Raw genomic sequence first — 21,845 nt, 5'->3', positions numbered from 1 at the left:
GTACCGCTCACTCCGGCTCGACTCCTTTCCCCGGCTCATAGAACATCGCAAATAGTTCGGACTGCGACCCAACGCCGAGCTTCGCATAGATGTGCTTCTTGTGCGCGCGCACCGTTTCGAACGAAATCGACAGCTTCTCCGCAATCGCACGCGACGAATAGCCGCTCAGCGACAGCATCGCCACTTCGATCTCGCGTGCCGTCAGCGCCGCGCGCCCGTTCTTGCCCGTCAGCATGCCGAAGCGCGCGTGCAGATCGGCCTCATCGCTTTGCGCTGCGGGCGGCGCGTCGTCCGCAGCGAACTTTTCGAAAAGCAGACGCTGCTGCATCAACGCGAGCACCCACGGCGAATACAGCGTGAGCAGCGCAATCTCACGCTCGTCGTACTGGCTCGTCTTGCCGAGCGAAAAGCCCATCGTATGGTCGCGATCAATCACGACGTTGAAATGCACCTCGTCGCCGACAATGTTCTTCTTGAAGTAGCGCTGGTAGTACTCGGTCATGCGGAAGTTGTCGGGCGCGACATCGGCGAGCGTGTAGAAGCCCGACGCATGCATCTCGAAGGCCGCGAGATAGAACGGATCGAGCTGATAGAGCGCGGCCAGGTAGTCCTGGAACATCACGTCGATCTTGCCGTCGGGCATCGCCTGCTCGGCGAGCACGCGCGGCGCGCCGTCGCGCGCGAAACGCAGCGCGACCCAGCTGTCGAAACCGACATGCCGTTCGAGCACGCGCGTAATACGCGCCCAGAAATGCGGCCCATCGAGGGCATCGATGGCCGAACCGATCTCCCGATGAAAAGCGAGATCTCGCCATTCGAAGTCCATCGTGTCCTCCAGTGAGGGTAACCCTCGTGGGTAATTTCAGGACAAAAATAATACCCCGATAATCCGTCTCACTACGAAAGGTGGCGGCGCAAGCAGTTTGGCTCATGAAGCAAATTGCACCACCACTGAAAGGCATCTGGAAGGAGGCAACATCATGCAGGTAGAACTGGCGCAACTGGCACTGATCGACAGCGACGTCGCGCACAACACGCGCAAGGTCGTCGAGACAATCGGACGCGTCGATGCAGCAGGCGGCACGAAGCTCGTCGTGTTTCCCGAAACCACGCTGTCGGGCTTTCCGACCCGCGAGAACGTCGCCGACGTCGCGCAGACGCTCGACGGCCCCGCCCTGAGGGCCGTGCGCGACGCCGCGCGGGAAAAAGGCGTCGCCGTGGCCGTGGGCCTCGCGGAGCGCGACGGCAGCCAGTTCTACAACACCACTGTGCTGGTCGACGAACGCGGCGAGATCGCGCTGCGCTACCGGAAAACGCACCTGTGGGCGTCGGATGTCGGCGTGTTCACGCCAGGCGACCGCTTCGAAACCTGCATGTGGAACGGCCTGACCGTGGGCCTGCTGGTGTGCTACGACATCGAATTTCCCGAGACGGCCCGCGCCGTCGCCGCGCTCGATGCCGATCTGCTGATCGTCACCAACGGCAACATGGACCCGTTCGGCCCGGTGCATCGCCGTGCGATCCAGGCACGCGCGATGGAGAACCAGATGTTCGGGCTGATGGTGAACCGTTGCGGTTCCGGCGACGACAACCTGAGCTTTCCCGGCCTCTCCGCGCTCGTCGATCCGTTCGGCGAGACGGTGCTCGAACTGGGCGGCGACGAAACCGTGACGAAGGCGACGATCGACCTGAAGCGCCTCGAAGCGAGCCGCGAGCACTACAACTATCTTCACGACGCGCGCGTGCCGCTCGGCCTCGTGCCCGTCGAACAGTCGAACGGACGTCGGGCGCTGATGATCGAAGCGCGCCGCCGCCGCAACGACTAGACGCGCCAGGCAGTTCGTCCGCGACATGACGCGCGAAGGCCATCCGCTTCGCGCGCGCGGACTCACGTCTAGCCAATGCCGGTTACAAGGCATCGATCAGGAACCATATCGGCCTTTACATAGGCTCAGGAGAAATCATGCAAGAGTCGTCTTCCCGTGAAACGTCGCACCTGAAGCGCACGCTCGGCTTGCCGTCCGTGCTGCTGTTCGGGCTTGCCTACATGGCGCCGCTGATCGTCTACGGCACCTACGGCGTGCTCGCCAAGGCCAGCGACGACACAGCCGCCCTCGCCTATCTGCTGGCGCTGATCGCGATCGCGTTCACGGCGCTCAGCTACGGCAAGCTCGCGCGCCTCTTTCCCGTGGCCGGTTCGGCGTACACGTACACGCGCAAGACGTTCAACGCGCATCTCGGTTTCCTGATCGGCTGGGCGACGCTGCTCGACTATTTCTTCCTGCCGATGGTGATCTGGCTGATCGGCGCCGCGTATCTGAACGCCGCGTTCCCGCATGTGCCGTCGTGGATCTGGATCGTGGCGTTCATCGTGCTGACGAGCGGGCTGAATATCGTCGGCATCGAACTGGCTGCGCGCTTCAACATCGTGCTGATGATCGTGCAACTGGCGATCGTCGCGATGTTCGTCGCGCTGTGCTGGCACTATGCAGCCGCGGCGGCCGCGCCCGGCGGCATCGCGATGGCCGAGCCGTTTTTCAAGCCGCATGTATCGTTCGGCGCGACGATGGCGGGCGCCGCGATTGCCGCATACTCGTATCTCGGCTTTGACGCCGTGTCCACGTTGACGGAAGAAACCATCGATCCGAAAAAGAACATGCCGCGCGCGATTTTGCTGATCGCGCTGATCGGCGGTGCGATTTTCGTGCTCGCCGCGTACACGATGCAGCTTGCCCATCCGGGCGTCGAGTTCAAGGACACGGACTCGGCCGCGTTCGAAGTCGCGAAGATGATCGGCGGCGATATTTTCGTGACCGTATTTCTCGCGGGGCTGATCCTCGCACAGTTCGCGTCGGGCATCTCGGCGCAGGCGAGCGTCGGCCGTCTGCTGTACGCGATGGGCCGCGACGAAATCCTGCCGAAGCGCATCTTCGGCTTCATTCACCCGCGCTTCAAGACGCCCGCGATCAATATCGCGATTGCGGGCATCGTCGGGCTGATCGCGCTGAAGCTGGACGTCGCCACGTCGACTTCGTTCATCAACTTCGGCGCGTTCCTCGCGTTCACGGCCGTCAATCTGTGCGTAGTGCGCATCTATCTGTCGGGCGAGCATGGCGAGCGCAAGATCGGTGTGCTCGGCGGGCTGGTGTTTCCGCTAATCGGGGCGATTTCCGATATCTGGCTGCTCGCGAGCCTCGAAAAGACGGCGCTCGTGCTCGGCTCGGTGTGGTTCGTGCTGGGTATCGCGTATCTGTGCTGGATCACGCGCCTGTTCCGCCAGGCACCGCCCGAAGTGGCCATCTGACACATCGCGCGATGCGGCTGTCCTATACCGGTTACAGGAAAGTCGAACAAAACCAGGACAGCCGCCCCGATAGCAGCGGAATCTGCATGGCGTGACGTCGGAGACGGCGTAGAATACCTGTATATTCATACAGTACCGTCGTCCGCCATGCAACTGCTGAAGAAGCTCGAAATTCTGGCCGACGCGGCCAAGTACGACGCGTCGTGCGCGAGCAGCGAAGCGCCGCGGCGCAGTTCACGCGGCGCCGAGGGCCTTGGCGCGACCACGGGTTCGGGCATCTGCCACAGCTTCACGCCCGACGGCCGCTGCGTGTCGCTGCTGAAAATTCTGCTAACCAACTTCTGTCTGTATGACTGTCAGTATTGCGTCAACCGGCGTACGAGCAACGTGCCGCGCGCGCGTTTCACACCGGAAGAAGTGGTCGGGCTGACGCTCGATTTCTACCGGCGCAATTACATCGACGGGCTCTTTTTGAGCTCAGGCGTGATCCAGTCGTCGGATTACACGATGGAGCAACTCGTGCGCGTCGCGCAGTCGTTGCGCGAAGATCATCTCTTTCGCGGCTATATCCATCTAAAGACAATTCCGGACGCCGATCCCGGGCTGATCGCGCAAGCCGGGCGCTATGCAGACCGCCTGAGCGTCAACATTGAGCTGCCAACGGAAATCAGTCTCGAGCGGCTCGCGCCCGAAAAAAGCGCACATACGATCCGTCTGGCGATGGGCTCGATCCGCCTCGCGCGCGATGAAGCCGACGGCGACACAAAGGCGCCGCCCTTTTCGCCCGCGGGACAGAGCACGCAGATGATCGTCGGCGCGGACGACACCAGCGACAGCACGATCCTGCAAACAGCCGAAGCGCTATACGGTTCGTACCGGCTCAAGCGCGTCTACTACTCGGCGTTCAGCCCGATTCCGGACGGTCCGGGCACGTTGCCCGCCAAGGCGCCGCCGCTGCTGCGCGAGCATCGTTTGTATCAGGCCGATTTCCTCCTGCGCGGCTATGGTTTTCGCGCGGACGAACTGTTCGCGAATCCCGGCAATCTCGCACTCGATATCGATCCAAAGCTCGCATGGGCGCTCGCGCATCGCGACAGCTTTCCCGTCGATCTGAATCGCGCCAACGCGCGCCTGATCGCGCGCGTGCCGGGTATCGGCCTGCGTAACGCGAAGCGGCTAGTGGCGTTGCGGCGCTCGCGGCGCGTGCGCTATCAGGATCTGGTGCAATTGCGCTGCCCGATGGACAAAATCCGGCCGTTCGTCGTGACAGCCGACTATCGTCCGTCACAGGCCGAGGCGTCGTCCGAACGGCTGCGTCACGCGTTGCGGCCACCGCCCGCGCAGTTGCCGCTGCTTTGACGCTGGTTTGACGCGGAGTCGGTCCACGTGCGCATCATCGTCATCGAAAACACCTACGCTGCCTGGCGCGAAGCCGCGCTGCACGCGCTCGCGAGCCGGGCGGCGCCGGAATCGATTGGCTGGCGGGTGATTGGCGAAGACGGCGGCGAAGCCTCGCCGGCGCTCTTCGACGAGCAGACCTGTACGCCGCCTGCCCCGGCTTCGATCGATAGCGCGACGTGCGCATCACGCGCGAACTGGCCGAGTTACTGAAAGACGCCGCGTTGTTTCGCGCCCACGATCGCTGGGCGTTCCTCTACCGCGTGCTCTGGCGCTGGCATGCCGGCGACCGAGCCGTGGCATCGCCCGCCGATGCCGATGGCGCGCGTCTGTATCGCATGGCCAAGGCCGTCCGTCGCGCGAAGCACGACATGATCGCGTACGTGAGGTTTCGGCTGCGCGCGGCGGCCGCCACGACGGATAGCGATGCGTCCGCGCCCGACCTGCCGGAATATGTCGCGTGGTACGAGCCGGAACACGATGTGCTCGCGTGGTCGGCCGAGCACTTCGCGCGACGCATGGGGCGCTCGACATGGCTGATCTCGACGCCCGACGGCGCGGCGTGCTGGGACGGCAAGGCCGTGCGGCTCGAACGTCGCGCGGCGCTGCCGCGCACCGAAGGCAGCCAGACGGCCGACGACGCGCAAGCCCTCTGGCTTGCCTACTACCGCAGCACGTTCAACCCCGCGCGCCTGAACGAGGCCGCGCTCGAACAGCACCTGCCCGTGCGCTTCTGGAAGGGGCTGCCTGAAGGCGCGCTGATTCCATCGATGATCAGCGAAGCGAAAAGCGGCGCGCGACGCATCGCGCAGGCAAGCGGCGTGGGCGCGCTCGACGGCAAGGCCGTGCCCGTCGATGCGCACCGCGCACAGCCGGCGCGCCAACCGCCGTCGACGCTCGACGCCTGCCGCCGTTGCACGCTCTGGCAGCACGCAACGCAGGCCGTCGACGGCGTGGGGCCCGACCATGCGCGCATTATGCTGATCGGTGAACAACCCGGTGATCAGGAGGATCTCGCCGGCAAGCCGTTTGTCGGGCCAGCGGGCAAGCTGCTCGATGCGGCGATAGAACGCGCCGGGCTCGCGCGCGAAAATCTGTATCTGACCAATGCCGTCAAGCATTTCAAATGGATGCTGCGCGGCAAGCGCCGGCTGCACAAAACGGCCGCGCAGCAGGAAATCGACGCGTGCGGCTATTGGTTGGCGCACGAACTGGAGCGCGTGCAGCCTGCCGTCGTCGTGACGCTGGGCGCGACGGCGTTGACGGCGCTGCTGCATGAGAAGGTCAGTTTGCGCGATCATGTCGACCGGCCTCTCGAAGTGGATGGCGTGCGGGTGGTCGCGACGTATCATCCGTCGTTTGCGTTGCGGCAGCAGAACGACGAAGCGCGCGAACGCGTGCTGGCCGCCATCAGCGCCGCGCTGGCGCAGGCGCGCGAACTGGCGGGCGTCGCGTAGAAGCGGCAATGGGCGCTGCGCCGTGGATTTTCAGGACATCGGCAACGACATGCGAACCGTGCTGCACACTGAGAGACTGCGCCTCGAACCGTTCGACGAAGTCCACTTCGTCGGGCTTCTCGCGCTCAACTCCGATGCCGCCGTGATGCGATACCTGGGCGACGGCTCGCCCGCGACGCCGGAGGAAGTGCAGCACAGCATCGACACGTCGAAGGCGCAATGGGACCGCTTGGGTTTCTCGTGGTGGGCGTTCGTCCGCACCGACGATGGCGAGCTGATCGGTGCGGGCTGCGTGCAGCACATCGAAAACGAGCCGGCCAATCCCGTCGAAGTCGGCTGGCGCCTGAAGCGCGCTTACTGGGGACGAGGCTACGCCACCGAGGCGGCCCGCGCGATGATCGAATTTGCCTTTGAGGAACTGGGTATCGCCTCGATCTTCGCGACGACACATCCGGCGAACATTAAATCGATCAACGTGATGAAGCGGCTCGGCATGCGAAGCGTGGGTCTGAGACCGTACTACGGGACGCTGGCGGCGACGTATGTGCTGGACAAGCCCTAAGCGTTGCCTGCGTTGCGAACTTATACACAAAAAAGGGCGCCGCAGCGCCCTTTTTTTACCTCTCTTATTCCCACTCGATCGTCGCAGGCGGCTTGCCCGAGATGTCGTACACGACACGATTGATGCCGCGCACTTCGTTGATGATCCGGTTCGACACATGGCCGAGCAGATCGTGCGGCAGATGCGCCCAGTGCGCCGTCATGAAATCGAGCGTCTGCACCGCGCGCAGCGCGACGACGTACTCATACGTGCGGCCATCGCCCATCACGCCGACGCTCTTCACGGGCAGGAACACCGCGAACGCCTGGCTCGTCAGGTCGTACCACGACTTGTCCGTTTCCTTGTCGATGAACGTGCGCAGCGTCTCGATGAAGATCGCGTCCGCGCGACGCAGCAGGTCCGCGTACTCGCGTTTGACGTCGCCGAGAATCCGCACGCCGAGGCCCGGGCCCGGGAACGGATGGCGATACACCATCGAAGGCGGCAAACCGAGCTTCACGCCCAGTTCGCGCACTTCGTCCTTGAACAGTTCGCGCAGCGGTTCGAGCAGCTTCAGGTTCAGCGTTTCCGGCAGGCCGCCCACGTTGTGATGGCTCTTGATCGTATGCGCGGCCTTCTTGCCCTTGCCCGCCGATTCGATCACGTCCGGATAGATCGTGCCCTGCGCGAGCCACTTCGCGTCCGTCAGCTTGCCCGCTTCCGTCTGGAACACTTCGACGAACTCAGCGCCGATGATCTTGCGCTTCGCCTCGGGGTCGGTCACGCCCTTCAGCTTCGACATGAAGGCTTCGCTCGCGTCGACGTGAATCACCTTCACGCCGAGGTTGTCGGCGAACATCGACATCACCTGCTCGGCCTCGTTCAGGCGCAGCAGGCCGTGATCGACGAACACGCAAGTCAGCTGATCGCCGATCGCGCGATGCAGCAGCGCCGCTGCCACCGACGAATCCACGCCGCCCGACAAGCCAAGAATGACGTGCTCGTCGCCGACCTGCTTGCGGATGTTCTCGACGGCTTCGTCGATGTAATTGCCCATTTCCCAATCGGGCTTCGCGCCGCAGATTTTCAGCACGAAGCGTTCGAGCATCGCGCGGCCCTGCACCGTGTGCGTGACTTCCGGATGCCATTGCAGGCCGTAGAAGTGGCGCGCCTCGTCGGCCATGGCGGCAATCGGGCACGATTCCGTCGACGCCATCAGCTGGAAGCCCTGCGGCATTTCCAGCACCTTGTCGCCGTGGCTCATCCAGACCTTCAGCATGCCGTGGCCTTCCGCCGTCGCGAAGTCCTGAATGCCGTCGAGGAAGCTCGTGTGGTTGCGTGCGCGCACTTCCGCGTAGCCGAATTCGCGCATATGGCCGGTGTCGACCTTGCCGCCGAGCTGTTCGGCCATCGTCTGCATGCCGTAGCAGATGCCGAGCACGGGCACGCCTGCTTCGAACACGGCTTGCGGCGCGCGCGGCGTGTCGCTCTCTGTCACCGAGTTCGGGCCGCCTGACAGGATGATGCCCTTCGGCTTGAATTCACGGATGAATTCGTCGCTGACGTCGTGCGGATGAATTTCCGACAGCACGTGCGCTTCGCGGATGCGGCGTGCGATCAGTTGGGTGACTTGCGAACCGAAGTCGAGGATCAGGATCTTGTCATGCATGGCAGCGGACGGAATCTAAAAGGAACGGATAGGAGAAGCCGCGCTTGTCGCTTCGCGACGCGGCGGCATGATATTCAAAACGGACGGGATCGAGGCGCACCGGGCGTCCGGGCGCCGCATTGCGGTGCACCGTCATCGACACGGCAGGACCTGCACGCAGACGGATTCCGGTTGACTCGGCAGTGGGCGTCAAGTCGCGCACGTCAGCCATGAAACGGCGGCCGGGGCGACCCGGATTTCGCTTCGGCGGCATCGCGCTCGGCGGCTGCGCGCTCACGCGCGGCGGCATCCTCATGCGCCTGAGCCAGGCGCTCGTGCGCCAGCGCGTCTTCGCGCGCGGCGGCGGCCGCTTCGGGCATCGTCGCCCGCGACGGCGTGGCCGTCAGGCCTGGCTCGACGGGATGACCCGTTGCGGGACTGACGGGCGACGCCGCAGCCGGGCTGAGCGTCGGCTCGACATACGTCCCGCTCGCGGGATAGACGACGCCCGGCCGTGCCGCATCGCGTTCACGTTCGGCCTTGCGCGCAGCGTTCTCCGCTTCGCGCGCGTTCGTGCGGTCGGCGCGTTGGGCGGCTGCTGTGCCCGCCAGCCGCTCGCGCCGCTTCACCGCGCCCGCCAGCCTCACGCCGCCGAGCCCGATCACCAGCAACACCACGCCCGCAAGCACCGCCACCAGCTGGCCCAAACCGGACAAGGGCGGCGTATGCAGGCCGACCAGCCAGACCAGCATCAACACGCCCGTCAGCCAGTTCACATGGCCGACGACTTTGGCGACCGTGGCCGTCATCGCGCCGTCGATCGACGCATGCAGCGCGAGCCACGCGAGTCCGATCAGCGCGACACCCGCACCCTGCCCGACCAGCGCCGGGTCCGTCTGCACCAGCTGCAGCGCGTCGTACAACGATTTCCATGGCGTGAGCAGCAACACCAGCCCAAACGCCAGCAGCAACAACGCATCGATGATCAGTACGGCACGCAGCAGCGGCTTCATCGGCGATCAGTCCACGTGATAGTTGGGCGCTTCCTTCGTGATCTGCACGTCATGCACATGCGATTCGCGCATGCCCGCCGCCGTGATCTGGACGAACTCGGCCTTCTCATGCAGCTCGTCGATCGTGCGGCAGCCGCAGTAACCCATCGACGCGCGCACGCCGCCCACCAGCTGGAACAGGATCGCACCGACCGCGCCCTTGTAGGCGACGCGGCCTTCGATGCCTTCCGGCACCAGCTTGTCGATGTTCGCGGAGTTGTCCTGGAAGTAGCGATCCGCTGCGCCGTCCTTCATCGCGCCGACGGAACCCATGCCGCGGTACGACTTGTACTGGCGGCCCTGATACAGGAACACGTCGCCCGGCGACTCTTCCGTGCCGGCGAACATGCTGCCCATCATGACGGCGTCTGCGCCCGCTGCGAGCGCCTTGCTGACGTCGCCCGAGAAACGCACGCCGCCGTCCGCGATCACGGGAACGCCGGAGCCCTTGAGCGCCGCCGACACGTTGGCGATAGCCGAAATCTGCGGCACGCCGACACCGGCGACGATACGCGTGGTGCAGATCGAGCCCGGGCCGATGCCGACCTTCACGCCGTCCGCGCCGTACTCGACAAGCGCCTTGGCCGCGTCAGCCGTCGCGATGTTGCCGCCGATCACTTCGACGTGCGGGAAATTCTTCTTGACCCACTGGACGCGCTCCAGCACGCCGCGGCTGTGGCCGTGCGCCGTGTCGACCACGATCACGTCGACGCCCGCCTGCACCAGCAGCGACACGCGCTCTTCGTTGTCCGGGCCGACGCCGACGGCGGCGCCCGCGCGCAGCTTGCCGTGCTCGTCCTTACAGGCGTCCGGGTGTTCCGTCTGCTTCGTGATGTCCTTCACCGTCATCAGGCCGCGCAGTTCGAACGAATCGTTGACGACCAGCACGCGCTCCAGACGGTGGCTATGCATCAGCGCCTTCGCTTCGGCGAGGGGCGTGCCTTCCTTGACGGTCACGAGGCGCTCGCGCGGCGTCATGATCGTGCGCACGGGCTCGTCCAGACGGCTTTCGAAGCGCAGGTCACGGTTGGTCACGATGCCGATCAGCTGTGCGCCTTCGACAACCGGGAAGCCGGAAATGCCATGCTGGCGCGACAGCGCGATCACGTCGCGCACTTTCATCTGCGGCGGAATCGTGATCGGGTCGCGCACCACGCCCGATTCGAAACGCTTGACCTTCGCGACTTCGCGAGCCTGCTCGGCAGGCGTCAGATTCTTGTGGATGATGCCGACGCCGCCCATCTGCGCCATCGCAATGGCGAGGCGGGCTTCCGTGACGGTATCCATCGCGGCGGAGACGAGCGGCATGTTGAGGGAGATGTTGCGGGTCAGCCGGGTTTTCAGGCTGGTGTCGCGCGGCAGAACGTCGGAGAAGGCCGGGACGAGGAGCACGTCATCGAACGTGAGTGCTTTTTGGATCAGACGCATGGCAAATCCTATAGGCGCAAAAGCGAATTATACGCGATACCTCCCCGCTTTTCACTGCGCGAACAGTCAGTTAGCGAAATTGTTCACGGTTTTATGGCATCGAACGACCGCGCTCTTTCGCTTCTGCGTTCGCCTCGCGTTCGAACACGTTTCGTTTACTCGCTCGGAGGCACGCGCGCTTTCAGACGTCGCTAGGAGGCATCGCTTGCAGACATCTTTCCCAGCATAGTCGAAGCGCGGCGGAGTGCAGAATCGAACAAGACGCCGATGCGCGGGGCGAGCTATGCTGCGCGCACTTTTCAGTTTTTTGATTCGGGGCAGGCAATGCAGCGCGGCGTGGTCTACGGGATGTTGGCGGGAGCGTTATGGGGCATGGTGTTTCTGGTGCCGCGGCTGTTGCCCGATTTTTCACCCGTGCTGCTGAGCGCCGGGCGCTATGCGATGTACGGCGCGGTGTCGCTGGTCGCCGCGCTGCCGTCGGCGCGCTCGCTGCTGCGCCGCCTGACGCGCGACGACCTGCGCGCGCTCGTCAAGCTCGCGCTCGCGGGCAACCTGCTCTATTACCTGCTGCTGACGGGCGCCGTGCATCTCGTCGGCATCGCGCCGTCGTCGCTGATCGTCGGCGTGCTGCCCGTCACGGTGACGCTGCTCGGCCGGCGCGACCACGGCGCCGTGCCGCTCGCGCGGCTCGTGTGGCCGCTCGCGCTGGTCGTCGCGGGTATCGCGTGCATCAATGTGGACGTGTTCAGCACGGCGGACGGGGCGTCGGGAACGATTGCGACGAAGCTCGTCGGGATCGCGTGCGCGATTGGCGCGCTCGCCTGCTGGACGTGGTTCGCCGTCGAGAACGCGCGCTATCTGCAGCGTCACACGCATTTCAGCGGCAATGAGTGGTCGGTGCTGTGGGGCGTCGTGACCGGCTTGCTCGGTGTGCTGCTGTGGCTCGCCGTCGCCGTGCTGCCGTCGCCTGCCGTCGATACGTCGCACGTCGATAGTCGCTGGCATCTGTTCTGGATGCTGAATCTGGCGCTCGCGATCGGCGCATCGTGGCTCGGCAACGGCCTGTGGAACGCGGCGTCCAAACGGCTGCCGCTCACGCTGTCGGGCCAGCTGATCGTGTTCGAGACGCTGTTCGCGCTGCTGTATGCGTTCATCTACGACCACCGGATGCCGCGCTCGCTCGAACTGGCCGCCATCGTGCTGCTGGTGGCGGGCGTCAGCTGGTCGGTGCGCCAGCACGCCGGCGACGATTCCCACCGCCCGACGCTCGAAGACAAGGCGCAAGCGGCCGTGCACTAGTTTCGCCAGCCGAATCTGGCGATGGACAACAAAAAAAACGGCGCGCCGCCTACGCGGTGCGCCGTTCATCGCTGTTTCGGCCGATGCGCCCTAGCGGGAATCCTTCGGCAGCCACTTGCGCCCTTCGACTGAGCCTTCCTTGCGCGACTTCTCGACGCGCGCCTGACGCGCCGCCTTCGGATCGACGATCAGCGGCCGGTAGATTTCCACGCGATCGTGATCCGCCAGCACGGCGTCGAGCGGCTTGAGCTTGCCGAACACGCCCGTCTTCTGCTGCGTCAGATCGATGCCCGGGTGCCGTTCGAGGATGCCGCTGGCGGCGATGGCCTGCTGGATGGTCGCGCCTTGCGGCAGTTCGAGCGCAATCAGCGTCTGCTCGTGCGGCAGCGCGTAGCAGACTTCGATGTTCAGCGTCGTGCTCATGCCTTGCCGTAGCGCTGGTCGGCGCGTTTCACAAATGATTCGACGAATGTGTTCGCAATATGGCTGAACACCGGTCCGATGATTTTCTCCAGCAGAATGTTCGAGAACTCGTAGTGCAGCGCGAACTCGATCTTGCACGCGTCCGCGCGCAGCGGTGTGAAGCGCCAGTAGCCGGTGAACTTCTTGAACGGGCCGTCGGCGAAGTTCATGTCGATGCGCGTCGGCCGTTCCTGCGTGTTGTGTGTCGCAAAGTGCTGCTTGATGCCCTTGAAGTTGATGTCGATCTTCGCTTCCATCAGGTTTTCTTCCTGGCGACGGATCTCGACGCCGCCGCACCACGGAAGGAAATTGGGGTAATCGGCGACGTCGGTGACGAGGTCGAACATCTGCTCCGCCGAATGGCGGATCAACACGGTTTTTTGGACATCTGCCATAAATTGAACAGCGCGTGGCAACGGTGAATGGGAAATAGCGAACGCGTGACAATCGAATGACACCGCGGCGGGTTTTCCGTGTCCCGCTTTGCTAAAATCGTGATTTTAAACGAGTTGGGCAGTTTCCATTCATGAGCATCATCGACAACAGAAAGGCGTTCTTCGATTACTCGATCGAGGAGCGTTACGAGGCGGGGCTCGTGCTGGAGGGCTGGGAGGTCAAGGCGCTGCGCGCCGGCCGCGGCCAGATCAAGGAAGGCTACGTCGTGATCAAAAACGCCGAGCTATTTCTGATCGGCACGCACATCAGCCCGCTGCCCGAGGCCTCGACGCACATCCATCCCGACCCCGTGCGCACGCGCAAGCTGCTGCTGCATGCGGAAGAGATCAGCAAGCTGATCGGCAAGGTCGAGCAGCGCGGCTATACGCTCGTGCCGCTGAATTTTCACTACAAGAACGGACGCGTCAAGTGCGAGATCGGGCTTGCCAAGGGCAAGAAGCTCCACGACAAGCGCGAAACCGAGAAGAAGCGCGATTGGGAGCGGGAAAAAGCCCGCTTGATGCGTACACCGACCTGACCCGGCTTGCTCCGTTTCAGACGCTGAAAAAATATGGCCCGCACATGTGCGCGGGCCATTTTCTTTGCCGCCGGCCTCGCCTTCAGGCCGGCGTCTTGTTCTGCTTCACGATCGTCAGCGCCGACGCGATCATCGAACTCATGTCGGCCATGTTTCCGGGCACGATCAACGTGTTCCCCGCCTTCGCGAGATTCGCAAACGCGTTCACATATTGCTCGGCAACCTTCAGATTGACGGCCTCCATGCCGCCCGTCGATTGGATCGCCGCCGCGATTTTCTGAATCGCCTGCGAGTTTGCTTCAGCCACAGCCAGAATCGCCGCGGCCTGGCCTTGCGCCTGGTTGATCGCCGCCTGACGCTCGCCTTCGGACTTCTGGATCGCCGCCTCACGCCCGCCCGACGCAATATTGATTTGCTCCTGCTTGCGCCCTTCCGACGCCGCGATCAGCGCGCGCTTCTCGCGCTCGGCCGTGATCTGCGCCTGCATCGCGTGGAGGATTTCCTTGGGCGGCGTCAGATCCTTGATCTCGTAGCGCAGCACCTTCACGCCCCAGTTCGACGCCGCTTCGTCGAGCGCGGACACGATCGAATGGTTGATGAAGTCGCGTTCCTCGAAGGTCTTGTCGAGTTCGAGTTTGCCGATCACCGAGCGCAGCGTGGTTTGCGACAGCTGCGTGATCGCGAACACGAAGTTGCTCGAACCGTACGACGCCTTCATCGGATCTGTCACCTGGAAATACAGCACCCCGTCCACCTGCAGCTGCGTGTTGTCGCGCGTGATGCAGACCTGACTCGGCACATCGAGCGGGATTTCCTTCAGCACGTGCTTGTACGCGATCCGGTCGATGAACGGCAGCACGAAGCTCAGGCCCGGCGTGAGCGTCGCATGATAGCGCCCGAGCCGCTCCATCACCCACGCGTGCTGCTGCGGCACGATCTTGATCGTCTGTGCGGCAATCACGATCACGACGATCAGCAAAACCAGCCCAACGATGCTCGACGGTTCCATTCCTGCACCCCATTCTGTTCTTGAGTTGTTGTGCGCATCCCGGATGCGCTTTTCGAGTCGCGTCTCAACAACGCCTGAACCGGTCCTAACGATTCACGTCCGCACCGCGTGCCGACTCGCGACTACGACCAGACAATTGCCGCGTAAAGCAGTGATTTCGTAGACGTTCGCATCTTCCGGCTCGCCCGGCGAGAGTTCGACATCCCAGGTCGCACCGCGATAGCTGGTCCGTGCGTGTCCGGCGTGCCATGCGGGCACGACCAGCGTCGAGCCGATATCGAGATTCACGTCGGGATTGCGCGCGGCTTCGGCGCGCGTCCTGGTTTTGCGGCCAAAGCGCGACTTGCGCAGCACCAGCACCGCGGCCAGCGCGACGACGGCCGCGATGCCGAACTGCAGCGTCAGGTCCGCGCCCGCGAGACGCGCCAGCGCCGCCGCGACGAAGCCCAGCGCCACCATCAGCAGATAGAACGTGCCGTGTATCAGTTCAAGTACGACCAGCACGCCCGCGCCGATCCACCAGAGCAGTCCAACCATGTGCGTCACTTGCGCCTCCACAAAGCAAAACACCCCGGGGCTACCGGGGTGTTTATAGCATGAAGCGTCAGCGTTTTATCGTTCGCAGCGGCACCTTTTACCGACGCCTGCTAAACGATGCGCGGTGCTTACTTCGCGGTCGTTTTCGCCAGCGCCTGCCACGTATCGATGATCGTGTCCGGGTTCAGCGAGATCGATGCGATACCTTCGTCCGTCAGCCATTGCGCGAAGTCCGGGTGATCCGACGGGCCCTGGCCGCAGATGCCGACGTACTTGTCCAGACGCAGGCACGTTTCGATCGCGCGCTTGAGCATGAACTTGACGGCGGGATCACGCTCGTCGAAGTCGACGGCGAGCAGTTCCATGCCCGAGTCGCGATCGAGGCCGAGCGTGAGCTGCGTCAGGTCGTTCGAACCGATCGAGAAACCGTCGAAGAACTGCAGGAACTCTTCGGCGAGGATCGCGTTGGACGGCACTTCGCACATCATGATCAGGCGCAGGCCGTTTTCGCCACGCTTCAGGCCGTACTTCGCCAGCAGCCCGACCACGCGCTCAGCCTGTTTCAGCGTGCGCACGAACGGCACCATGATCTCGACGTTCGTCAGGCCCATTTCTTCGCGCACGCGCTTGAGCGCCATGCACTCCATCTCGAACGCTTGCGCGAAGTCTTCAGCGATGTAACGCGATGCGCCGCGGAAGCCCAGCATCGGGTTTTCTTCGTCCGGCTCGTAGCGCGAACCGCCGATCAGCTTCTTGTACTCGTTCGACTTGAAGTCCGACAGACGCACGATCACGGGCTTCGGATAAAACGCGGCGCCGATCGTCGCGATGCCTTCCGTCAGCTTGTCGACGTAGAACGCACGCGGCGATGCGTGACCGCGCGCGACGCTTTCGACGGCCTTCTTCAGGTCCTGATCGACGTTCGGGTATTCGAGAATCGCCTTCGGGTGAACGCCGATGTTGTTGTTGATGATGAATTCCAGACGCGCGAGACCCACGCCCTTGTTCGGCAGTTGCGCGAAGTCGAACGCGAGCTGCGGATTGCCGACGTTCATCATGATCTTGACGGGGATCTCGGGCAGTTCGCCGCGCTGGACTTCCGTCACTTCCGTTTCGAGCAGACCGTCGTAGATCTTGCCTTCGTCGCCTTCCGCGCACGACACCGTCACGAGCGCGCCGTCCTTCAGGACGTCGGTTGCGTCGCCGCAGCCCACCACCGCCGGCACGCCCAGTTCACGCGCGATGATCGCCGCGTGGCAGGTCCGGCCGCCACGGTTCGTGACGATCGCCGACGCGCGCTTCATCACCGGCTCCCAGTTCGGGTCGGTCATGTCCGCGACGAGCACGTCGCCCGGCTGCACACGCTCCATCTCCGACGGATCATGAATCACGCGCACGGGACCTGCGCCGATCTTCTGGCCGATTGCCCGGCCCGTCGCCAGCACCTGCGACTGACCCTTCAGCTTGAAGCGCTGCTCGGCCTTGTTGCCGCCTTGGCTCTTCACCGTTTCCGGACGCGCCTGCAGGATGAAAATCTTGCCGTCGCGGCCGTCCTTGCCCCACTCGATGTCCATCGGACGCTGGTAGTGCTTTTCGATGATGACGGCGTACTTCGCGAGCTCGATCACGTCTTCGTCGGTGATCGAGAAGCGGTTGCGCTGCTCGTGCGGCACGTCGACGGTCTTCACGCGACCTTGCTCGCCCGCCTTCGTGAATTCCATCTTGATGAGCTTCGAGCCGATCGAGCGGCGGATGATCGGGTATTTGTTCTGTGCGAGCGTGGTCTTGAAGACGTAGAACTCGTCCGGATTCACCGCGCCTTGCACGACCGTTTCACCGAGGCCGTAGCTCGACGTGATGAAAACGGCGTCCTTGAAACCGGATTCCGTATCCAGCGTGAACATCACGCCCGCCGCGCCGACGTCCGAGCGCACCATGCGCTGCACGCCCGCCGACAACGCGACTTCAGCATGCGTGAAGCCCTTGTGGACGCGATAGGAGATGGCGCGGTCGTTGTACAGCGACGCGAACACGTGCTTCATGCGATCGAGCACGTCTTCGATGCCAACCACGTTCAGGTAGCTTTCCTGCTGGCCGGCGAACGATGCGTCGGGGAGGTCTTCCGCCGTTGCCGACGAACGGACGGCAAACGACAGCTCTTCAGGCGAGCTCTTTGTCAGCGTTTCGAACGCCGTGCGGATTTCCTCTTCGAGCCGCGACTGCAACGGGGCATCGACGATCCATTGACGGATTTCCTTGCCAGCAGCGGCGAGCGCCTTCACGTCGTCGACGTCGAGCGTCTCCAGACGTTGCGCGATGCGTTCGGTCAGATTGTTGTGATGGAGGAAATCGCGAAATGCCAGCGCCGTCGTGGCAAAGCCGGTCGGCACGCGAACGCCCGCCTGAGCGAGTTGACTGATCATCTCGCCGAGCGACGCGTTCTTGCCGCCGACGATTTCCACGTCGGTCATTCGCAACTGCTCGAATGGAACTACATACGCCTGATCCTTAGCAACGTTAACTGCGTTAGTCATACAAGCCCCTAAGTGTGGAAAAAATGCTCGATTGCGCAAGTGGGCTTGAACACAGGGCGCTTATTGGAAGCGTGGTCCCGTGCCTTGCGCAACCTGTTGGAGAAGCAATCGCGGAAGGGCCGTATGCCCCGCACGAAGCCCGACGAAGCGGGAGATTGAGCGAACTTGCAGCGTTGCCGTCCAAGTTACGTACAAATCGCGGCGGAATGGATGAAGGATCACCGGCAGTTACGCGCGATTTGGCTGCAATTGCTTATCCAACAGGTTGCCGCTATTCTACCGTGCCGACTCTCAAAATGTGACAGTCGGCGGAGAAATGCGCCTCAGACGGCGCGCGCGGCTTGCCGCCGGGGTTTGCATGTCGACCTGCGGCGTTTGCACCCGGCGCGCGACGCTCGCGGCGCCACACTGCGCCGTCGTGCCCACGTTGCAATTTCCCGGCCAGCGCCCGGGCAGCGCGCGGCACACGGCAAGGTCCGATTCGAGCGGACGTTGACGCCCGCGTTCCTGCCCTTGTTTTTTGTTCCTTCGATGCCGCCCACCGTATTCATCGTCTCCGACGGTACCGGGATTACTGCCGAAACCTTCGCGCATTCGATCCTTTCCCAGTTCGACCAGAAATTCCGCCTGGTCCGTGTCCCATTCGTCGATTCCAACGAGAAGGCGTACGCCACGCTCGAAAAGATCAACGAAGCCGCTCATCACGAAGGCCGTCGCCCGATCGTGTTCACGACGCTCGTGAACAGCGCGTCCAACCAGATCGTGAAAGACTCGAACGCGCTGGTGCTCGACATGTTTCAGACGTTCGTCGAGCCGCTCGAGCAGGAGCTGGAACTGAAGTCCAGCCACGCGATGGGCCGCGGCCATCAGAACGCCGACACCGAGGAGTACAAGAACCGGATCGAGGCGATCAATTTCTCGCTGGCGCACGACGACGGCCAGTCCAATCGCAATCTCGAAGAAGCGGACGTGATTCTCGTCGGCGTGTCGCGCAGCGGCAAGACGCCGACCAGTCTGTATCTTGCGATGCAGTATGGCGTGAAGGCGGCAAACTATCCGCTGATTCCGGAAGACTTCGAGCGCGGCAAGCTGCCCACGCCGCTGCTCGCGCATCGCTCGAAGATGTTCGGGCTGTCGATCGATCCGCAACGGCTTTCGGAGATCCGCAACGAGCGGCGCCCCGGCAGCAAGTACGCGGCGCTCGAAAATTGCCGCTACGAAATCAACGAAGCCGAGGCGATGATGCGGCGCGAAGGAATCAAGTGGCTCTCGTCGACGCACAAGTCGATTGAGGAAATCGCGACCACGATCCTGCAGGAAATCAGGCTCGACCGGTCGTCGTATTGAGGCATTGCGCTGAACTGAAAAGCCGCTGACATCAGCGGCGTTTTTGCTTTTGAAGCGGGATTCGATTAGCGCCCGCGCTGCTGGCGGCACTGCTCGAACAGACAGACGGCGGCGGCGGCCGCGACGTTCAGCGACTCCATTCCGCCCGGCTGCGGAATGGTCACGCGATACGTAACGGCATCGCGCCACGGCTGCGACACGCCCGCGCCCTCGTTGCCGAACACCCACGCGACAGGCTCCGACAGATCGATGTCGTAGATCGCCTGCGCGCCGTGCGAATCCGTAATCGCGACGGGCACGTCGAGCCGCCCGATCAGCGTCTGCGATTCGACGTCCTCGTGAATCTGCAGCAGAAAATGCGCGCCCATGCCCGAGCGCAGAACCTTCGTCGACCAGGCGTAGGCGGTGCCCGGCGCGCAGAACACATGGCCGATGCCCGCAGCTGCCGCGCTGCGCAGAATCGAGCCCACGTTGCCCGCATCCTGGACGCCGTCGAGCACGACACAGCCCGTCGTCACACGCTCGGGCAGCGGCACATCGAGTTTGTCGACCAGCAGCAGCATGCCCATGCCGTTGACGACGTTCGACAACTGCCCGAAGAGGGCATCCGGCAGCGTCACGATGCGCCGCTCGTCGATCCGCGCGACGATCGCCTGCGCTTCGTCGTGGCGCAATGCGCCCTCCGTGACGACACAGGTTTCGGGCTGGCCGGCGACGTCGAGATACGCGCTCGCGAGATGGAAACCTTCGAGCAGCGCGTGAGCGCTCTTGCGCTGTTGATGCGTCGAGCCGGCCAATGCCTTCAGGCGCTTGTAGAGCGGATTGTCCCGCGAGGTGATGGCTTTCACTGGCAGCGAAAATCGTGTCGATACGGCGAAAAAACGGTGAAAAGAAAAGCGCCCGAAGGCGCCTGGCTTGCTTGCGCGCCGGCTCAGAACGGCGCGCTGTCGTCGGCGAGCAGCGGATCGCCGTCCACGACGGGCGGCACGACGACGGCATCGTCAGGCAGATCGATCGTCATGCCGAGCCGCACATACGCTTCGCGCACGGGCGCAAACGAGCGCCGATGATGCAAGCACGGACCGTGATCGCGCAGCGCCGTCAGATGCTGCGGCGTGCCGTAGCCGGCGTGCGCGTCGAAGCCGTACACCGGGAACATCTGATGCAGTTCGAGCAGCATGCGGTCTCGCGTGACCTTCGCCAGAATCGATGCCGCCGAAATACACGGCACGAGCGCGTCGCCGCTGACGATCGCCTCGCTGCGAATGCTCAGCGTCGGGCAACGATTGCCGTCGATCTTCGCCAGTGTCGGCGTGACGCTGAGCCCTTCGACGGCCCGTTTCATCGCGAGCATCGTTGCGTGCAGGATGTTCAGCGTGTCGATTTCTTCGACGGACGCCGACGCGACGCAATACGCCAGCGAGCGGTCGATGATCTTGTCATACAGCTCGTCGCGCTTTTTCGCCGTCAACGCTTTCGAATCGTCGAGACCGCGAATGCGCGGCTTCGATGGATCGAGAATCACGGCGGCGGCCACCACGGGCCCCGCGAGCGGCCCGCGGCCGGCTTCGTCGACACCGCAAATGATGTCGTCGGGCGACGAAAAATCGAGGCCGACCTGCGCCACCGCGCGCTTCACGCTTTTCGCAGGCGCCTTGCGCGGCGCGGCGGCGCCCGTCGCGCGGGTCATGGACGCCCCCGACGCGCTTCGATGATGCCGACGACCGCTTCCGCGGCCCGTTGCGCGGTGTTCTGCTTCAGCACGTGATGCATCTCAGTGAAGATTTCCGTCAGCGTGCGCCGGTTTGCATCGTCGCGCAACTGCGTCAGCGTGGCATCCGCCAGCGCCTCGGGCGTCGCGAAATGCTGCAGGATTTCGGGCACGACGAAACGCCCCGCCAGAATATTCGGCAAACCGACGTACGGCAGATACCCCTGACGGCGCATGATCTGGCCCGTCAGCCAGGGCACCTTGTACGAGATGACCATCGGCTTTTTCAGCAGCGCCGCTTCGAGCGTGACGGTGCCGCTTTTGACGAGAATGGCGTCGGCGGCGGTCATGGCGAGCTGCGCATTGCCGTCGGTCAGCGTCAGCGGCAGACTGGCGTGCGCGTCGACGAGCGGCTTGAGCAATTCGCGCAACGCCGGCGTCGCGGCGGGCATGACGAAACGCACGCCCGGCTCGCGCTGCGCCATCAGTTCCATCGCAGCGAAAAAGGTCGGACCGATCAGCGCAATCTCCGAGCGACGGCTGCCCGGCAGCACGGCAATCACCGGCCCGTTTTCGGGCAGACCGAGCACGCGCCGAGCACCGGACATGTCCGGTTCGAGCGGAATCTCGTCGGCGAGCGGATGGCCGACGTAAGTCGCGGCGACGCCCGACTTTTCGAGCAGCGCTTTTTCGAATGGGAAGACGCACAGCATGTGATCGACGGCCTTCACGATCTTCTTGATGCGGCCGCCGCGCCACGCCCAGATCGACGGACAGACGAAGTGAATGGTCGGGATGCCCGCGTCGCGAAGCGGATGCTCGAGGCCAAAGTTGAAGTCGGGCGCGTCGACGCCGATGAAAGCCGACGGCGGCTCGGCCAGCAACTGGCGCTTCAGCTCATTGCGAATGCCGAGAATCTCGGGAATGTGCTTCAGCGCCTCGACGTAGCCGCGCACCGACAGCTTTTCCATCGGGAAATGCGCGTCGAAGCCCTTCGCGGTCATGCGCGGGCCGCCGATGCCGAAATACTGTGTGGTCTGCGGCAGACGGGCCGCGAGCCCGTCGAGCAGCGATGCCGCCAGCAGGTCGCCCGACGGCTCGCCGGCCACCATTGCGAGCCGCAGCGGACTGGTAGGCAACGGCAT

20 protein-coding genes and 1 pseudogene are annotated in these 21,845 nt (G+C 63.8%); 8 read left to right on the top strand and 13 right to left on the bottom strand.

Annotation, left to right across the window (positions count from 1 at the left end; all coding sequences use genetic code 11):
- Nucleotides 1-7 precede the first annotated feature (7 nt).
- Nucleotides 8-826: a response regulator transcription factor gene (locus H3V53_RS11435; RefSeq protein ID WP_336597990.1), complete on the bottom strand. Its 819-nt coding sequence runs from the start codon at nt 824-826 to the stop codon at nt 8-10.
- 154 nt (nt 827-980) lie between these two features.
- Between H3V53_RS11435 and H3V53_RS11430 the strand changes: the two genes are divergently transcribed.
- The 5 genes and pseudogenes from H3V53_RS11430 (at nt 981) to H3V53_RS11410 (ending at nt 6,721) form a co-directional block, all read left to right on the top strand.
- Nucleotides 981-1,826, top strand: a complete 846-nt coding sequence (locus H3V53_RS11430) for a carbon-nitrogen hydrolase family protein (RefSeq protein ID WP_336597989.1) — start codon at nt 981-983, stop codon at nt 1,824-1,826.
- Nucleotides 1,827-1,963: 137 nt separating this feature from the next.
- The gene (locus H3V53_RS11425; protein WP_336597988.1) at nt 1,964-3,304 is read left to right on the top strand and encodes an APC family permease; all 1,341 of its coding nucleotides are present in this window, start codon (nt 1,964-1,966) and stop codon (nt 3,302-3,304) included.
- A gap of 147 nt (nt 3,305-3,451) precedes the next feature.
- A complete protein-coding gene (locus tag H3V53_RS11420) occupies nt 3,452-4,663 on the top strand; it encodes a putative DNA modification/repair radical SAM protein (protein WP_336597987.1) in 1,212 nt (403 codons plus the stop codon).
- 27 nt (nt 4,664-4,690) lie between these two features.
- Nucleotides 4,691-6,159, top strand: a pseudogene (locus H3V53_RS11415) (UdgX family uracil-DNA binding protein).
- A gap of 22 nt (nt 6,160-6,181) precedes the next feature.
- On the top strand, nt 6,182-6,721 hold the full coding sequence (locus H3V53_RS11410) for a GNAT family N-acetyltransferase (RefSeq protein ID WP_336597986.1): 540 nt from the start codon (nt 6,182-6,184) through the stop codon (nt 6,719-6,721).
- Nucleotides 6,722-6,785: 64 nt separating this feature from the next.
- On the opposite strand, the gene guaA is transcribed toward H3V53_RS11410, so the two are convergent.
- The 4 genes from guaA to guaB are packed head-to-tail and all read right to left on the bottom strand — an operon-like array spanning nt 6,786 to nt 10,828.
- Nucleotides 6,786-8,369 (bottom strand): glutamine-hydrolyzing GMP synthase, encoded by a 1,584-nt coding sequence (gene guaA, locus H3V53_RS11405; protein WP_336597985.1) that lies wholly within the window; start codon nt 8,367-8,369, stop codon nt 6,786-6,788.
- Nucleotides 8,362-8,580, bottom strand: a complete 219-nt coding sequence (locus H3V53_RS11400; protein WP_336597984.1) for a hypothetical protein — start codon at nt 8,578-8,580, stop codon at nt 8,362-8,364. The genes guaA and H3V53_RS11400 overlap by 8 nt, the downstream gene beginning before the upstream one ends.
- On the bottom strand, nt 8,573-9,361 hold the full coding sequence (locus H3V53_RS11395) for a hypothetical protein (protein WP_336597983.1): 789 nt from the start codon (nt 9,359-9,361) through the stop codon (nt 8,573-8,575). Before H3V53_RS11395 ends, H3V53_RS11400 begins: the two co-directional genes overlap by 8 nt.
- A 6-nt stretch (nt 9,362-9,367) precedes the next feature.
- Nucleotides 9,368-10,828 carry an IMP dehydrogenase gene (gene guaB / locus H3V53_RS11390; protein ID WP_054926366.1) on the bottom strand — a complete coding sequence of 487 codons (1,461 nt, stop codon included), beginning with the start codon at nt 10,826-10,828 and terminating at the stop codon, nt 9,368-9,370.
- 324 nt (nt 10,829-11,152) lie between these two features.
- Between guaB and H3V53_RS11385 the strand changes: the two genes are divergently transcribed.
- Nucleotides 11,153-12,127, top strand: coding sequence for a DMT family transporter (locus H3V53_RS11385; protein ID WP_336597982.1), 975 nt, complete (start codon nt 11,153-11,155; stop codon nt 12,125-12,127).
- A 90-nt stretch (nt 12,128-12,217) separates the two neighbouring features.
- Here the strand turns inward: H3V53_RS11385 and H3V53_RS11380 are convergent, their stop codons facing one another.
- Both H3V53_RS11380 and H3V53_RS11375 read right to left on the bottom strand, forming a co-directional pair.
- On the bottom strand, nt 12,218-12,550 hold the full coding sequence (locus H3V53_RS11380) for an RnfH family protein (protein WP_336597981.1): 333 nt from the start codon (nt 12,548-12,550) through the stop codon (nt 12,218-12,220).
- A complete protein-coding gene (locus tag H3V53_RS11375; protein WP_028370462.1) occupies nt 12,547-12,984 on the bottom strand; it encodes a type II toxin-antitoxin system RatA family toxin in 438 nt (145 codons plus the stop codon). Before H3V53_RS11375 ends, H3V53_RS11380 begins: the two co-directional genes overlap by 4 nt.
- Before the next feature lie 131 nt (nt 12,985-13,115).
- On the opposite strand from H3V53_RS11375, the gene smpB reads away from it, so the two are divergent.
- Nucleotides 13,116-13,562, top strand: coding sequence for an SsrA-binding protein SmpB (gene smpB / locus H3V53_RS11370; protein ID WP_054926368.1), 447 nt, complete (start codon nt 13,116-13,118; stop codon nt 13,560-13,562).
- A gap of 82 nt (nt 13,563-13,644) precedes the next feature.
- Here the strand turns inward: smpB and H3V53_RS11365 are convergent, their stop codons facing one another.
- From H3V53_RS11365 to ppsA, 3 genes are all read right to left on the bottom strand, one after another.
- Nucleotides 13,645-14,571: an SPFH domain-containing protein gene (locus H3V53_RS11365; RefSeq protein WP_336597980.1), complete on the bottom strand. Its 927-nt coding sequence runs from the start codon at nt 14,569-14,571 to the stop codon at nt 13,645-13,647.
- A 93-nt stretch (nt 14,572-14,664) separates the two neighbouring features.
- Nucleotides 14,665-15,108 (bottom strand): NfeD family protein, encoded by a 444-nt coding sequence (locus H3V53_RS11360; protein WP_336598050.1) that lies wholly within the window; start codon nt 15,106-15,108, stop codon nt 14,665-14,667.
- Nucleotides 15,109-15,236: 128 nt separating this feature from the next.
- Complete coding sequence (gene ppsA, locus H3V53_RS11355) at nt 15,237-17,642, bottom strand: phosphoenolpyruvate synthase (protein WP_336597979.1); 2,406 nt, start codon at nt 17,640-17,642, stop codon at nt 15,237-15,239.
- Between the two features lie 531 nt (nt 17,643-18,173).
- Between ppsA and ppsR the strand changes: the two genes are divergently transcribed.
- A complete protein-coding gene (gene ppsR, locus H3V53_RS11350) occupies nt 18,174-18,989 on the top strand; it encodes a posphoenolpyruvate synthetase regulatory kinase/phosphorylase PpsR (protein ID WP_054926387.1) in 816 nt (271 codons plus the stop codon).
- A gap of 65 nt (nt 18,990-19,054) precedes the next feature.
- Here the strand turns inward: ppsR and H3V53_RS11345 are convergent, their stop codons facing one another.
- The 3 genes from H3V53_RS11345 to lpxB form a co-directional block, all read right to left on the bottom strand.
- Entirely contained in the window at nt 19,055-19,837 is a 783-nt protein-coding gene (locus H3V53_RS11345) for a TrmH family RNA methyltransferase (RefSeq protein WP_336597978.1), read from the bottom strand.
- An 83-nt stretch (nt 19,838-19,920) separates the two neighbouring features.
- On the bottom strand, nt 19,921-20,679 hold the full coding sequence (gene rnhB / locus H3V53_RS11340; RefSeq protein ID WP_336597977.1) for a ribonuclease HII: 759 nt from the start codon (nt 20,677-20,679) through the stop codon (nt 19,921-19,923).
- The gene (gene lpxB / locus H3V53_RS11335; RefSeq protein ID WP_336597976.1) at nt 20,676-21,845 is read right to left on the bottom strand and encodes a lipid-A-disaccharide synthase; all 1,170 of its coding nucleotides are present in this window, start codon (nt 21,843-21,845) and stop codon (nt 20,676-20,678) included. The genes rnhB and lpxB overlap by 4 nt, the downstream gene beginning before the upstream one ends.

Origin of the sequence: Paraburkholderia bengalensis (assembly GCF_037126505.1) — a bacterium.
GTDB classification, from domain to species: Bacteria; Pseudomonadota; Gammaproteobacteria; order Burkholderiales; family Burkholderiaceae; genus Paraburkholderia; species Paraburkholderia bengalensis.
The sequence above is the reverse complement of the archived record's forward strand: the minus strand, read 5'-3'. Positions and strand labels throughout refer to the sequence as shown.